Source organism: Staphylococcus succinus (genome assembly GCF_029024945.1).
Taxonomy (GTDB): Bacteria; Bacillota; Bacilli; order Staphylococcales; family Staphylococcaceae; genus Staphylococcus; species Staphylococcus succinus.
On sequence record NZ_CP118976.1, the window covers coordinates 1,016,728 to 1,031,551 of the forward strand.

Here is a 14,824-nt window from a genome sequence, read left to right on the forward strand (position 1 = left end):
AAGCACGGACAGGAATTCATTTAATGAATTCCTGTCCGTGCTTTTTTAGTGACATTATAGTATTGTCACTACATATAATCTGCGAAATGGTCTCGATAACGCATATGTAGTATAGAACCTAATATGAATAACACAGTCACTAGACATAAATTATAAACTGCTAAATGCCAGTGTGTGATAAAGAACCACTCATGATGCAATATTGCTGCCCGATATCCTTCTGCTAGGAAAAAAATGGGATTAAAATTCATAACAGTTAAAACCGTTTCGTTAGTGGGTAAGTACAATATTGAAGAAACAAAGAAAATTATTCTCATCAGTGACTGCATGATCATTTGTGTATCTCTTATAAGCACACCTAATGTTGATGTAACTAAAGAGATAGCCATCGTTAATATTAACGCAAAAGGGATATATAACAATAATTGTAAGGTGTAAATAGTTGGGTGATAGCCACCAACTAAACAAAGAAGCATTACAATGATTAATAAACCAATATGTCCGTAGAACCTACTGAATACAATATAGCTTGGTATAATTGATAATGGAAATTTCATCTTTGCGACTTGATTAAATTTTGAAGATATCGCTTTTGTGCCTTCGAGCACGCCTTGATTAACGAAAAACCACATACTTATACCGACCATTAGCCAATAAATAAACGGTACACCTTCCATAATGTTGTTACTTCTAAGCCCTAGTCCAAAAACAAACCAGTAGACTGCAATTTGCATAGCAGGATTAATTAATTCCCATGCGATACCTAAGTAATTGTTATGATTAGAAATTCTCAGTTGAAATTCAGCTAATCTTTTAATGAGGTAAGCATTTTTAATATGTTCTATAAAGACAATCCATGCTGATTTCATATGTAATAAAACTCTCTTTCATATAGCTTTTTTTATAATTATATAATACATATGTTTAAATTGAAAATAAATTTAATAGACTTTGCCTTGAAATAAATAATTACATGTAGAATGATTAACAAAAAATACTCCTGTAAAGTAAGCAAATGCAGTATGTCTTTGTAACTATATTAATTCATATTTCATTCTAAAATATTTTCTATAATAAATTTTATGAGCGTTTAACAAAATGTTTAATATTATAGTAGAGAATATTTTCAAATGTTTTATTATTGTTAAGTTTATCTTAATATTTAGGGTATAATAAAATTATATTATCGATTAAATAAAGTGTTACACTTTTTCAATTTATAAGTATTAATCAATAATATACTTATATGTATAGAATTAATAATTATTATATATTATGATGTATAAAAAGATACTTATAATACATGGGAGGAGATTACTTATAATTTAAGAAATTTGAATAAAAAGGGGAGTCAAAGGTTATGCAAATCAATATATTAGGTTTTAATATCTTCGCAAAAGGAGGGACATCAAGAAGTAATATTAATTTAATTAAAGCATTTTTGGAAAAAGGGCATGAAGTTAAATACTTTAATAGTTTGGATTTTGAAGAAAGTGAAATTACAAAATTAATTATACATGAAAATATTAATTCACCTGATTTTAAAGTTTTTAAAAGTTATGATTATGACGAGTTATCAGTTGGAGATATTTTGATTATTACAAGGGAAGATTTATTTAAATATTCTAGAATTGTTAAACAACATAATAGTAATTTAAAGGTCGTGGGAGAAATACATGGGCCACTTGAATATATTAATGATGATATTGATCTTTCGTTAGATACAATCGATTGTATACGCGTAAGCACAGAATCGATAAAACAACAATTTGAACAAAAATATAATTATAAAGCTGTTTTTAATCAATATGTGAATGCACAACACATTGAACTTACAAACATACCTTCAAATACAAAGCGAAATTTGTTAATCAAATCAAGATTTGAAGATGGTGTGAAAGATATCTCATATGTAATTAAACTAATTAATTATATAAAGCGAAATACATATAAAAATGACATTCAGTTATATATTGTAGGTTACGGGCCTTCTGAAAACTTATATAAAAATTTAGTTGAATATTATAATCTTGAGGATAATATCCATATTAATGAACGTGAGCCTTTGAATTATATTTATGTTTCAACATCTCCATATGAGACATTAGGCTATTCAATTTTAGAGACTGTGGCTAATGGTAATCAAGCACTTATATATGCAGGTGATGATAACGTTTTGGAAGGTATTTATAAGAAATATAATGCTGTTTCATTTTTGAGTAAGGATTTTCGTAAAGATAGCGAGCAACTATTACAAGTATTTGAAGGTAAATATACGCGTAGTGAGAGAGCAAAAGATGTACAACGTTTACAAGTAGACTTTGCAAATGATGACTATGTCGATAGATATCTTAATAACGTGAATAGTGTGAATAATGAAAATTTAGCTAAGGTTATTGATGTTAAAAAAGCACGTGTGCCTAAAATTAAGACTAAGAAGACAAATACTAGTAAAATTCATAACCTAGATCAAAAAAGAGATTTATATGAGAATCTAAAGAAAACCGTCTTATTTAAAAAACTATTTAACAACAATATCTTCTTTAACGGGATGAAAAAAATATATATTTATCGGAAAAACAAATTAGAAAAGAAGATTATGGATGGTATAGAACCTGAAGAAAATAAAGTGTTTATTGAATCTTTTCATGGAAGTAATTTTAGTGGTGACCCTAAATATCTGGCCTTACAGATTAAGAAAAAATTTAAAGATAAAAAAGTATATGTAAGTTCAGTTAATTCATTAGTAGATATAGAAATTAGAAATAGTGGATTGATACCAGTTAGATTTGGTAGTGCCATTTATAAGAAAATCTTCCGTTCTTGTAAATATGTATTCATGAATGGTAATTCATTAGATAATGTATATAAGCATAGTAATCAAATTTTTGTACAGACATGGCACGGTTTTCCCCTTAAAAAAATGGTGAATGATCTTAGTGACAAAAAAGAAAAAAACCTTCAACTATCCAAATTTTTACCAAGAATGAATAAATGGGATTATCTCATAACTTCATCTAATTTAAATACCTTATTATTAAAATCCGCATTTAAATTGGAAAACAATAATCAATTAAAAGTATTAGAATTGGGAGCACCGAGAAATGAATATTTAATTAATAGTAATAATGAACAAGAATGGCTTAGAATTCAGAGTAAGTATTTATTTCAAAATGATGAAAATACTAAGTATATTCTCTATTGCCCAACGTGGAGAAATGGTCAAAGAGATAGTATTACTAATATCAATTTAGTAGATTTATTAGTGTTTTTACCTTCAAATTATAAAATCATTGTTAAGTTGCATCCAAATGAGTCAAGGTTACGAAATAAATATAATAATTTAGATCCAAGAATACATTGTTTCTATAATGAATTTGTAGATATTCAAGAATTATATATATTAAGTGAAGCAATGATTACAGATTATTCTTCAACTATATTTGATTATGCGCATTTAAATAAGCCTATTTTCTTATTACAAGAAGATACAAACAAATATCAAGAAGAAGTAGGATTTTATTTTGATATCAATGAGGTTGGTAAGTTCCCAGAAGTCACTTTTAACGAAAAGAAATTAGCAAACCAACTAACAAAAATTAAAAAAATTGATTACAGTAAAATGACAAGTAGGTTAATGAAAAATGATAAATCCAATTCATCAGAAAAAATTTTAAATCAAGTTTTTAATGTGAAATGAAAATAGCGAGGTTGTATTTATGGAGTCCAATAAAGTATATAAATTAAATGAACAGATTAATTTTGAAGATCAAAAGAGAATTTTAATAGATACAGGTGATCAAGAAAACTATATACAAAAAGCACGAAAATCAGCAGCTATTCATCAACATTACAAGGATTTATTAAAGCAAGATTATATATTGTATTTTCATCAAAAAACGATATCAAAATTTTATAAAAGAGAATATGTAGGAGAATTATTCCAAAGAAAAGATCTCATCAAATTTAATCATTTATTCTATACACTTGATGCTCCGGAAGGAAGAAAAGTGAATGAGGAAGTGCCACGAAAATTATTAGTTATATTTACTTGCATGCCTAATGCGAAAGAATACGATAGTTCGCTTATACCTAAGCGTATGTTTCCCAAATTTTTTGATGGAATTGAAAAGAGCTTAGTGAAAAATGTGTATACAATGAGAATTATGGATATCAATGTGTCGCATGGTTCACACTACATCAATACTACGAACTATCCAGAATATGAAAGAGATATTAAAGGAGCAATTGAATCTGTTCAAAGTCAACTAGATATTACTACTGAAAACATAGTTTTATATGGTGGATCAAAAGGGGGAACAGGTGCTATATATCATGGTGCTGCTTTAGATTTAAAAACATTAGCTGTAGACCCAATTGTAAATATTGGTGGAAAGTTAGAGCAAAATGATAGAAGATTTTTAAAGGATAATAGAAAGGAAGACTTGGTACCAACAATTAATGATAATTTGAGTAAGCAAAATAATTTTATTAAACATGTTATTTGTAGTGAAAAAGTCCCGTTATATTACAATGAAACGAGCAGGATAGATGAACAAAACATTAATAAAATAAATATGAAAGATAAGATGATCACATCACATCCAGAAGTCTCTCGAAACACAGTACCAGAACAATTAATGATATTGAATTTCCTTTTAGGTGGACATAAACAGTTTGAAAAAGATTAGGACCTTGCTCCTAATCTTTTTTTATTAATAATCCTTTTAGAAGAGAGAAATTTTCAAAAATAAGGTTGGATCAGAAACACCACAAATATAGTATATGTCATATAATCTTACACTTAGTGTTATATAATCTGCTTTGAATTTTATTTTTATAAAATAGTGGTATAAAATCTAACATGTAAAACAAAAATATTAATAGTGTATAGAACTGAAAGTAATAATTTAATGTTTATAAGGAGGAATTCTATGACAGTAATAAAATCGTGTCTCTTTTCACTATCGCAAAGTGGTAACTTAAATAAACTAGCAAAGAAGTTGGGACCCAAGCTGGGTATTCATTCATTTATAGCTGGAACAAATTTAGTTGAATTAGAAACAAACATTTATAGATTAAATAATCGTGGCGTGGCTGTGACTATCGACAACTTAGGGGAATTTGTTTACTACGAACAAGATGCAAGTGAGGCAACATCACGAATTTTAGACGTCATAGATAGAATATATCTCAAAGGCCTTAATGGTCATATTTCAATCAAATTAACTCAAATCGGTTTAGATGTTGATGATGGGATATGCTTAAATAATGCCACTAAAATTATTGATTACGCTAACCAAAAAAATATATTTGTAAATATTGATATGGAAGACTTTAATCATATAGAATCAAGTTGGAATATTATAAATGAACTCACTGCGAAATATTCAAATATTGGTACTGTAATCCAAGCTGCTTTATATAGAGCGGAAAGTGATGTAAAGCAAAATAAAAATATGAAGTTACGCATTGTCAAAGGGGCATATAAAGAAAGTGCAAATATTTCATTTCAAATGAAAAAGGAAATAGATAATAACTTTTTAAAATTAACAAAAATACACTTATTAGACGGAGCTTTTACGTCTATTGCAACTCATGATCATAATATAATAAGAGAAATTATATATTTTATAGAAGAAAATGATATTTCGACAAGTAAATTTGAATTTCAAATGTTATATGGGTTTCGCACCAACCTTCAAGATACTTTAGTAGAGAAAGGATACAACGTCTGTGTCTACATGCCTTTTGGAAAAGAATGGTATGGATATTTTATGAGGAGAATCGCTGAAAGACCCCAAAATATAAACTTATTACTAAAGCAAACTTTCAACAAATTTTTCACAAAAGCGTATTAGAGCATATATAGTAAAGTATTATTTCTATTGAGAATTTCACAGTTTTATAAAAGTAATTTTGGAATAATATGGCATTATATAATCGCAAGTATATTAATAGAAAGCGGTGTAAATCATGAAAGATCAATTTTTTTCGGATAGTGGTAATGAAAATTTAGACTACTACCAAATGCCTAAAGTTTTAATGTGTAGCGATCGCTATATAAAATTAACACCTAATGCTTTTAAATTATATATCGTTCTACATGAACGCATGCAATTAAGTATGCAAAATGGTTGGAAAAATGAAGAAGGCTCATATTATGTCAATATGGCTCCTCAAGAAGCTGAGGATCTATTTAATTATTCAACTCTAACTTTTGAAGATACAAAAATAGAATTAGAAATGTTTGATTTACTTTATCAAGAGAAGCATAGCTCAGAAAAGTTTCCTAGATTATACATTAAAAAATGTAAATATACTGATGAAGAGCTTTTAGAGTATGAAAATATGTTAGTCAACATACAATGATATTAAGTAACGAAAATCATTTTATGTAACTTGAAATAACAATTATGACTATTTTTGAAAAAATACATTGAAATTTCAAATTGATTAATATAAACTTATCAGTAATTTCAAATTAAAATCAAAGATAAAGAAAAAATATTATATTAAAGTAAGAGATTAGAAGTCATCGGCTGTAAGCTTCTATATAAGCTAATATTTTACTACTTTAGAGATATGTATGAAAATACATCGTTTAATAACATGTTACGTTATTCAATGAGTCCTAATTGGTTAACAAATCAGTTAGGGGAATTTGGGTGGTACCACGAGACTGCGCTCGTCCCTATATCTATAGGGATAAGCGCAGTTTTTTTATTATAAATAAAAGGAGTGTTATCAATGTTTGTAGATAATGTGAAAGTTAAATTATCAAATAATAATGAATTGGAGGTGCCACAAGAAACAACATTACTTCATGTTGCTAAAAATATTGGTAGCTCTTTTTCAAAAAAAGCTGCCCTAGGATATGTCAATGGAGTTTTAAAAGAATTAAGTTATCCACTCAATAAAGATTGTGAAATTAAATTTATTACTTTTGAAGATAAAGAAGCTGAAAAATCAATAAAATATACATTATCTTTTTTAATTAGTTATATAATCCAAGACCAATTTGAGGGAATTGAAATTGCTGATTTAGGTGTAAATAACGAAGGTTTCTATTGTGATTTCCGTACTGTTTTCAAAAACCTTAATAAAGAAGATTTGAATACTATAAATAAAGCACTTTCTAATATTATAAATGCTAATCAAACAATAACAGTATCTGAAATACCTAAAAAAGAAGCACAACATATATTTAGTGATACAAAGTATATGAATTATCATGTTGAAAATAATGAAGATAATAACATTAAAGTTGCTCAAATAGGGGCATATACATCGTTAATTAGTTATCCTATAATTAGTAATTTATCAAAACTCAAAAATTATAAACTTATAAATATTTCATCTACAAATTGGCTAAGAGATATAAATAATGAACCCTTACAACGTATATCAGGTATAGCTTTTTCTAGCGGAGAAGCTTTAAAAGATCATGAAACATTTATTGAAAAATACGAAAATATTAATCATAGAAAAATAGGTAAAGAACTCAATTTGTTTACATTTTCTGATCATGCTCCTGGTATGCCCTTTTATAAGCATAATGGGCAAATTATACGTCTTGAACTTCAAAACTTTTTACGAAAACTACAATTTGAAGAAGACTATGAAGAAGTATATACACCATTTATAATGAATGAAACATTATGGAAAGAGAGTGGGCATTGGGAGCACTATAAAGACAATATGTATTTTACAGAAGTAGATGATATAAAATATGCATTGAAGCCTATGAATTGTCCAGGTCATATGCTCATTTATAAAAATGAACATCACTCTTACAGAGATTTACCTATTCGCATGGCTGAATTTGGTCAAGTACATCGTCATGAACTTAGTGGTTCTTTAAACGGATTGTTTAGAGTAAGAACTTTTAACCAAGACGATGCCCACATCTATGTGACTCGAAACCAAATAGAAAATGAAATTCTTAATGTGCTTAATTTAATTGATAAGGTATATACTATCTTTGAATTTGATTACAATATTGAATTATCTACACGTCCAGATGATTATATGGGAGATGTTAACTTATGGAATTTTGCAGAAACATCTCTTGAAAATGTACTTAATTATAATCAATTAGAATATACAATTAACGAAAAAGATGGTGCGTTTTATGGTCCTAAAATAGACATCCATATTAAAGATGCATTAGGTAGAAGTCATCAATGTGGAACAATTCAACTTGACTTCCAAATGCCAGAAACGTTTGATTTAAGTTACATTAATGAAAATAATGAAAAAGAGAGACCTGTCGTTATCCATAGAGCAGTTTATGGCTCTATCGATCGATTTTTAGGAATTTTACTTGAACATTATGCAGGTCATTTACCTTTATGGTTAGCTCCCAATCAACTTAAAGTGATTCCTGTTAACAATAAAATCCATTTAGATCATGTTGATAACATTAAAAAAAGACTGAAATCAAAAGGAATAAGAGTTAATATTGATAACACTGAGGAAAAAATGGGATATAAAATTAGAAACGCGCAACTTCAAAAAGTTCCTTATACTATTGTGATAGGAGATAAAGAAATAAATGATAATACTATTTCTGTACGTAAATATAGAGAAAATGAAGAAAAAATATATAACTTAGAGGAATTTATAGAAAAAATTATAAATGAAATTAACTTAATAAGATAATGCAGCTTACTGTTGATGATATATGTAAGGAGGTTTTTTCAATATGAAATATGTAACAGTTTATCATTATGATGCTTTTACTCTGAAACCTAATAAAGGAAATCCTGCAGGTTTAGTATTAAATGGGGATGAGTTAAATAATAATGAAATGCAAGAAATTGCATATAAAGTTGGATTTAATGAAACGGCATTTCTAGTTAGGTCCGATATAGCTGATTTTAGAATTCGCTATTTCACGCCTGGACAAGAAATGAACCTTTGTGGTCATGCAACAATCGCAATGATTTATGCTCTGAAAACAATGAATCTATTAATGAAAAAAAGACATGTAACCATCGAAACAAAGGTAGGTGTTTTAGATATTAAAGTAGATTCGTCTGAAGACAATAAAGTGGTTATAACGATGAAACAAGCAGCACCACAGTTTGAAGCGTTCAAGGGATCTAAGAAAGATTTAGCTAATGCCATAGGTATTAGCGAGGACGATTTAGAAAGCAACTTTCCAATTTTGTATGGTAGTACCGGTGCATGGACACTTCTAGTACCAGTTAACAACCTTAAAGCATTTAAAACAATGAAACCTAATAACAGCTTATTTCCAACCATATTAAATGAAAAATCTAAGGCTTCCATTCATCCATTTTGTTTTGAAACTTATGATTCAGATGCTGACATGCATGCTAGACATTTTTCGTCGCCTTTCTCAGGTACAATAGAAGATGCAGTGACAGGAACTGCTTCTGGAATTATGGGGGTATATTTTGCAAGATATAAACAAGGCACTGGTAGGGGCTCGTTAAAGCTTATTGTAGAACAAGGACATGAGATAAATAAAGATGGCCGAGTATTAGTAAACGTTTCACCCAGCGAATGTAGTTATGATGTAGAGATAGCTGGAAATGCCGTATATGTTAACAAATTTGATGTTTTATTAGAAGATAATGAAATATCAAATTAATCATCGTCGTATACACGATAATATAAAAAGGTAATTAAGTGATTAGTAGTGTACTTAATACAAACAACTATTAAGTTTATTATTATATAAATCTAAAAGTGACTAATTAGACTTGAATCTAATTAGTCACTTTGCTATAGCATAATAATTACAAAAACGAGTTAATTCTCTTTAATTTAATATACAATAGAAGAAAAAATTAACTGATGTCACATTTTGTACACAGTTTAAGCGAATACGATTGTTTTATTTCCGTTAGTGACAATGACTTTATGTTGTACATGTAATTCAACAGCTTGTGCTAATACTCTTGATTCCACATGACGACCAATTTTTCTCAAATCCTGTACGTTATATCGATGATTAATACGTGTCACATCTTGATCTATGATAGGGCCTTCATCTAAGTCAGAAGTGACATAATGACTTGTCGCTCCAACGAGTTTAACGCCACGTTCCCATGCTTGTTTATATGGATTTGCACCGATAAATGAAGGTAAGAATGAGTGGTGGATATTAATGATTTGATTTGGATAATGACTCACAAAATTGTCAGTAAGTATTTGCATATATTTTGCTAATACAATGAGTTCTACTTCGTGTTTTGCGCAAATATCTAAGATGTTTTGTTCTGTCAGGGCTTTTGAGTCGCCACTTGGTACGTAATAGAATGGGATATTAAAAGCCTCTGCAAAATGTCTATTATTTTCATGATTACTTACGACTGCAACAATTTCAGCAGCAATCTCACCACGTTGTACTCTTAGCAGTACTTCATTAAATGCATGATCCTCTTTTGATACAAATAATGCAATTTTAGTTTTTTCACTGTCATCGAACAAATTAAATTCAATATTATTTTCACTTAAACTTTTCTCTAAAGCGGCTTTTAATAAATTGACTTTTTCAAATTCAAATCTTAAATATAATTTTCCTTCTGTATCTTGAGCATTATCATATTCTGTAAAATGATCTAGATGTAATATATTAGAATCATATTCTGAAATGATATTAGTGATTAATGATGTGATTCCAACTTTATCGGAACATGTTGCTAATAATATGTATTTGTCTTTCATTTCTATGGACACCTCTAAATTTTAAAGTAATTCAAATTATAATGAAGATTCTGAATAAAGTAAATTAATATTGCTTTTTTTAATATATTTATATCAATTTGTATTTATTCAATGATAAAAATAAAGAAATAAGCTATAATAGTTAATAGTGTTTTTACTTTAAAGAAGTAATAAGTAAACTTAAAAATGACACATTTTCCAAAAATAATACGCTTACAAACATCGTGGTGTTGGTCAGTAATTTGCTAATAACATATATGTTTGATTATTTTGATAATTGCGCCAATAACGAAAAACAACGAAAATTTCATTTCACTCTTTTATTTTGTTAAAAATTGTATTAAGATGTAATTTGTGTTTCAAGAAGCGTGTATTATTGCAATTTCTTGTGTCCGGATAAAATATTCTTTTATGAAAGGTAGATTAAAGTAATGGATAGACAGAATTTCACAGATTTAATTCAAACAAAATTTAAAATGGTTCGTATTGAAGCAGGTTATACGCAAGATACGATGGCCCAAACTATTGGTCTTTCTAAAAAGACATTAGTTCAAATAGAAAAAGAGAGAGTATTACCTAACTGGACAACGTGTGTGTCAATTTGTGCTTTGTTTAGAGATTCAGATGTTTTAAATAGTACATTTGGTTGTGATCCTTTAGAAATGGTACAAACGATTTCTCGCAATCACTGCGCATACCCTAATCATGCTACAACAAGTGACATTTACTGGAATACTGTTGATAGCCGTAATGGTTTTATCTTACAAAGTAACAAAGTAAGTGATATCTACCGCGTACTAAATAAAGACACTCAACCTATATTTGGCACTTCAAAATTAAGGGAAGCTGAAACGTATTTCGGCAGAATTTCAAAAGAAGAATTAATGCACGTATAATATATTAATTCATTTGTGATAGAAGAATCATTATTTATATAATTGAGTGGCATAAGACTTAAAATTGTATATGAATGATTTAGTCACTATACTATACTTGGCCTAAACAAAGATTTAGGTCTTTTTTTATTGATGGAAATCTAAAGAAAGTATTGAAGCTTCTACATATGATAATAAATAGGGTATTATTCTACACATTATTAACTTAAGTGTTATACAATGTAAAAATGATGGTTATATATCTGTATATATAATAGTAGAAATTGAAAAATAAAAGGGGAAATAAAATATGCATGCTTTTTTAGTTATTGTGTTTATGATGGTCATAGGTGCATTAATAGGTGGCGTAACAAATGTTATTGCAGTTAGAATGCTCTTTCATCCATTTAAAACATATTATATTTTTAACAAACGTGTACCTTTCACTCCAGGTTTGATACCTAAACGAAGAGGTGAAGTAGCTAGTAAGATTGGCCAAGTTGTCGAAGAGCATTTATTAACAGAGTCATTAATTAAATCTAAATTAAATGCGCCTGCATCACGTTCTGCAATAGAGAGTTTACTACTTAATCAAATTGATAAGTTGAAGCAAGAACATTCAACTATTCAATATTTTGCAGATAAATTAGATATTGATGTAGCTCAACTAGCTAATGAAAAACTCAACCTTGTGATATCTACAAAGCTGGATGCCTTTTATCACGATTATCAACATACTGCTATAAAAGATATTTTACCTAATGATATTGAGCAATCACTTGATAGTAAAGTGGATTTAATACCGGACTTATTGTTTGATAGAGCGAGAATATATTTGAGCTCAGATAAAGGTGCTACGGATATATCATCGATGTTAGAAACATTTTTCCAAGAAAAAGGGAAGATTGTTGGCTTATTGCAAATGTTTATGACGAAAGAAAGTATAGCTGAACGTATACAACACGAATTAATTCGTCTAACGAAACATCCAAAAGCTAAAGAAATAGCCAATCAAATTATTGATAGCGAATATCAAACGATGAAATCTAAACACTTAAATGAAGTAGTCACTGTGGAACAATTCGATTCATTTAAAGATTCGGCTACAGAGTTAGCTATCGGCTATATAGATGCACAATCTGTTTCAAACAAATCATTAAGTTCTTTAATGCCCAGTTTTATTTCATTTTTAGAAAGTAAAGTGACTCAAACAATCACAGATGCAATTATTGACAATGCTTCTAAGCATATAACACCGATAATGAAAAAAATAAATTTAAAACAAATGATTGAAGAACAAGTCAATACATTTGAACTTGATTATATCGAAAGATTAATCATTGATATTGCAAATAAAGAATTGAAATTAATTATGATGTTAGGCTTTTTACTTGGAGGTATTATTGGCTTATTACAAGGTGTAATTGCAATTTTTGTATAACATATTAAATTATGTTATTGTAATATCGATGTGGATTTAACACATAAACACAAAAGGAGTGAAGCACAATGGCAGTAAATTTACACGATCATGCTAATCAATTAGAACAAGCTTTAAGAGAGAGTGACGAATACCAAGCAATCCAAAATGCTTACGCAAAAGTTAAAGAAAATCAAGAGTCTAAAGAATTATTTGACGAATTCCGTGAAACTCAATTAAACTTCCAACAAAAACAAATGCAAGGTGAAGAAATCGGTGAAGAAGAGCTACAAAAAGCACAAGAACAAGCTCAAAAAATCGAAAATGATTCTAACATTTCTGAATTAATGACTGCTGAACAAAACATGAGTCAAATTTTCCAAGAAATTAACCAAATCATTGTTAAACCTTTAGATGAAATCTACGCTGACTAATCAGTTTTATAATGTTAAGCTACAATACATTCTATGTATTGTAGCTTTTTTGTTTTATCGACTGAATATTAAACTATGTGGTAAAATATAGAGATACAAGTATTGGGGTGCATACATTTTAGCAATAGGCTAGAAGACGATTCAGCTTATAAATTGTGGCACATGCATTATTGTAAATAAACCTTTAAATAAAGGAGAACTATACTGTATGGTAAAATTTATTCATTGTGCTGATTTACATTTAGATAGCCCATTTAAATCAAGAAGTTATTTAAGTCAGTCTATATTTGATGATATGCAAAAAAGTGCTTATGAGAGCTTTGAAAAAATAATAGATTTAGCATTGAATGAAGAAATAGACTTTATGATTATTTCTGGTGATTTATTTGACCAGCAAAATCGTACGTTACGTGCAGAGGTATTTCTAAAAAAACAATTTGAACGTTTAGCAAAAGAGCAAATTTTCGTATATATATGTCATGGAAACCACGATCCACTGTCAGCTCATGTTGCGACAGAATGGCCAGACAATGTCTCCGTATTCTCAGAAAATGTTGAAACTTATCAAACGATTACTAAAAACGGAGAAGAAATTTATCTACATGGATTTAGTTATCAAAATGATGCAAGTTATGAAAACAAACTTGATGCTTATCCTTCTAGTCAAGGACAAAAGGGCATTCACATAGGTATATTACATGGTACATATAGTAAGACGAACACTCAAAATCGATATACTGAATTTAGATTAGAAGACTTAAACAATAAGCTTTATCATTACTGGGCATTAGGTCACATACATGAACGACAACAACTCAGTGATATGCCACAGATTCATTATCCTGGTAATATACAGGGGCGTCATTTTAAAGAGTTAGGAGAAAAAGGTTGTTTATTGGTTGAAGGTGATAATCTAAACCTTCACGCTCAATTTGTGCCAACTCAATTTATTCGTTTTGAACAAGCAACAATTGAAACAGATAAAACAACGAAGCAAGGGTTGTTTGATGAAATACAAAACTTTAAAGCAAAAGTAAGAATAAATGGAAAATCTATCTATCAATTAAACGTGATTCTCAACTCAGATGTTAAAATTACTGAGCAAGATATCATTCAAATACATGATATGGTTAGTGATTATGAAGAGAACGAGCATCAGTTTGTATTCATAGAAGATTTAAACATTAGAAATAAGCATGAGGAACAAAATACATTGGTGAATGAATTCTCTCCAGAATTAATAGAAGATAACACTGTGTATGATCAAGCAATGAATGATTTATATTTAAACCCTAAAGCTTCCAAATATCTAGAGAACTATAGCAACTTTGATCGACGTGCTTTAATTGAGCACGCTGAGGAATTATTAAAGTCAGATATGAGGGGAGAATAAT

The 14,824-nt window shown here is 28.8% G+C and carries 12 protein-coding genes; 10 read left to right on the forward strand and 2 right to left on the reverse strand.

Annotated features, from left to right (window positions below; translation table 11 throughout):
• Positions 1-68: 68 nt before the first annotated feature.
• A complete protein-coding gene (locus PYW31_RS04895) occupies positions 69-869 on the reverse strand; it encodes an ABC transporter permease (protein WP_046837940.1) in 801 nt (266 codons plus the stop codon).
• 491 nt (positions 870-1,360) lie between these two features.
• Here PYW31_RS04895 and PYW31_RS04900 point away from each other — a divergent pair, with 491 nt between their 5' ends.
• The 6 genes from PYW31_RS04900 to PYW31_RS04925 all read left to right on the forward strand — a co-directional run bounded on the left by PYW31_RS04900 (position 1,361) and on the right by PYW31_RS04925 (position 9,622).
• Positions 1,361-3,700 (forward strand): CDP-glycerol glycerophosphotransferase family protein, encoded by a 2,340-nt coding sequence (locus tag PYW31_RS04900; RefSeq protein WP_046837941.1) that lies wholly within the window; start codon positions 1,361-1,363, stop codon positions 3,698-3,700.
• A 19-nt stretch (positions 3,701-3,719) separates the two neighbouring features.
• Positions 3,720-4,691, forward strand: a complete 972-nt coding sequence (locus PYW31_RS04905; RefSeq protein WP_275115347.1) for an accessory Sec system protein Asp2 — start codon at positions 3,720-3,722, stop codon at positions 4,689-4,691.
• 243 nt (positions 4,692-4,934) lie between these two features.
• A complete protein-coding gene (locus tag PYW31_RS04910; protein ID WP_046837981.1) occupies positions 4,935-5,861 on the forward strand; it encodes a proline dehydrogenase family protein in 927 nt (308 codons plus the stop codon).
• 115 nt (positions 5,862-5,976) lie between these two features.
• Positions 5,977-6,372, forward strand: a complete 396-nt coding sequence (locus tag PYW31_RS04915; protein ID WP_046837982.1) for a replication initiator protein A — start codon at positions 5,977-5,979, stop codon at positions 6,370-6,372.
• A 378-nt stretch (positions 6,373-6,750) separates the two neighbouring features.
• The gene (thrS, locus tag PYW31_RS04920) at positions 6,751-8,664 is read left to right on the forward strand and encodes a threonine--tRNA ligase (RefSeq protein WP_053042489.1); all 1,914 of its coding nucleotides are present in this window, start codon (positions 6,751-6,753) and stop codon (positions 8,662-8,664) included.
• A gap of 43 nt (positions 8,665-8,707) precedes the next feature.
• A complete protein-coding gene (locus PYW31_RS04925) occupies positions 8,708-9,622 on the forward strand; it encodes a PhzF family phenazine biosynthesis protein (protein WP_046837983.1) in 915 nt (304 codons plus the stop codon).
• Between the two features lie 227 nt (positions 9,623-9,849).
• On the opposite strand, the gene purU is transcribed toward PYW31_RS04925, so the two are convergent.
• Complete coding sequence (gene purU / locus PYW31_RS04930; protein ID WP_046837984.1) at positions 9,850-10,701, reverse strand: formyltetrahydrofolate deformylase; 852 nt, start codon at positions 10,699-10,701, stop codon at positions 9,850-9,852.
• 431 nt (positions 10,702-11,132) lie between these two features.
• Between purU and xdrA the strand changes: the two genes are divergently transcribed.
• The 4 genes from xdrA (at position 11,133) to PYW31_RS04950 (ending at position 14,823) form a co-directional block, all read left to right on the forward strand.
• The gene (gene xdrA / locus PYW31_RS04935) at positions 11,133-11,597 is read left to right on the forward strand and encodes an XRE family transcriptional regulator XdrA (RefSeq protein WP_046837985.1); all 465 of its coding nucleotides are present in this window, start codon (positions 11,133-11,135) and stop codon (positions 11,595-11,597) included.
• Between the two features lie 289 nt (positions 11,598-11,886).
• A complete protein-coding gene (locus PYW31_RS04940; RefSeq protein WP_046837986.1) occupies positions 11,887-13,017 on the forward strand; it encodes a DUF445 domain-containing protein in 1,131 nt (376 codons plus the stop codon).
• 68 nt (positions 13,018-13,085) lie between these two features.
• On the forward strand, positions 13,086-13,430 hold the full coding sequence (locus PYW31_RS04945) for a YlbF/YmcA family competence regulator (RefSeq protein ID WP_046837987.1): 345 nt from the start codon (positions 13,086-13,088) through the stop codon (positions 13,428-13,430).
• A gap of 208 nt (positions 13,431-13,638) precedes the next feature.
• On the forward strand, positions 13,639-14,823 hold the full coding sequence (locus PYW31_RS04950; RefSeq protein ID WP_046837988.1) for a metallophosphoesterase family protein: 1,185 nt from the start codon (positions 13,639-13,641) through the stop codon (positions 14,821-14,823).
• Position 14,824 lies beyond the last annotated feature (1 nt).

Excerpts from the sequence above, each read along its gene's own strand:
- purU (WP_046837984.1), bottom strand. The coding sequence starts at position 10,701 with ATGAAAGACAAATACATATTATTAGCAACATGTTCCGATAAAGTTGGA.
- PYW31_RS04915 (WP_046837982.1), top strand. The coding sequence starts at position 5,977 with ATGAAAGATCAATTTTTTTCGGATAGTGGTAATGAAAATTTAGACTAC.
- PYW31_RS04940 (WP_046837986.1), top strand. The coding sequence starts at position 11,887 with ATGCATGCTTTTTTAGTTATTGTGTTTATGATGGTCATAGGTGCATTA.
- PYW31_RS04905 (WP_275115347.1), top strand. The coding sequence starts at position 3,720 with ATGGAGTCCAATAAAGTATATAAATTAAATGAACAGATTAATTTTGAA.
- xdrA (WP_046837985.1), top strand. The coding sequence starts at position 11,133 with ATGGATAGACAGAATTTCACAGATTTAATTCAAACAAAATTTAAAATG.
- PYW31_RS04950 (WP_046837988.1), top strand. The coding sequence starts at position 13,639 with ATGGTAAAATTTATTCATTGTGCTGATTTACATTTAGATAGCCCATTT.
- thrS (WP_053042489.1), top strand. The coding sequence starts at position 6,751 with ATGTTTGTAGATAATGTGAAAGTTAAATTATCAAATAATAATGAATTG.
- PYW31_RS04900 (WP_046837941.1), top strand. The coding sequence starts at position 1,361 with ATGCAAATCAATATATTAGGTTTTAATATCTTCGCAAAAGGAGGGACA.
- PYW31_RS04895 (WP_046837940.1), bottom strand. The coding sequence starts at position 869 with ATGAAATCAGCATGGATTGTCTTTATAGAACATATTAAAAATGCTTAC.
- PYW31_RS04925 (WP_046837983.1), top strand. The coding sequence starts at position 8,708 with ATGAAATATGTAACAGTTTATCATTATGATGCTTTTACTCTGAAACCT.
- PYW31_RS04910 (WP_046837981.1), top strand. The coding sequence starts at position 4,935 with ATGACAGTAATAAAATCGTGTCTCTTTTCACTATCGCAAAGTGGTAAC.
- PYW31_RS04945 (WP_046837987.1), top strand. The coding sequence starts at position 13,086 with ATGGCAGTAAATTTACACGATCATGCTAATCAATTAGAACAAGCTTTA.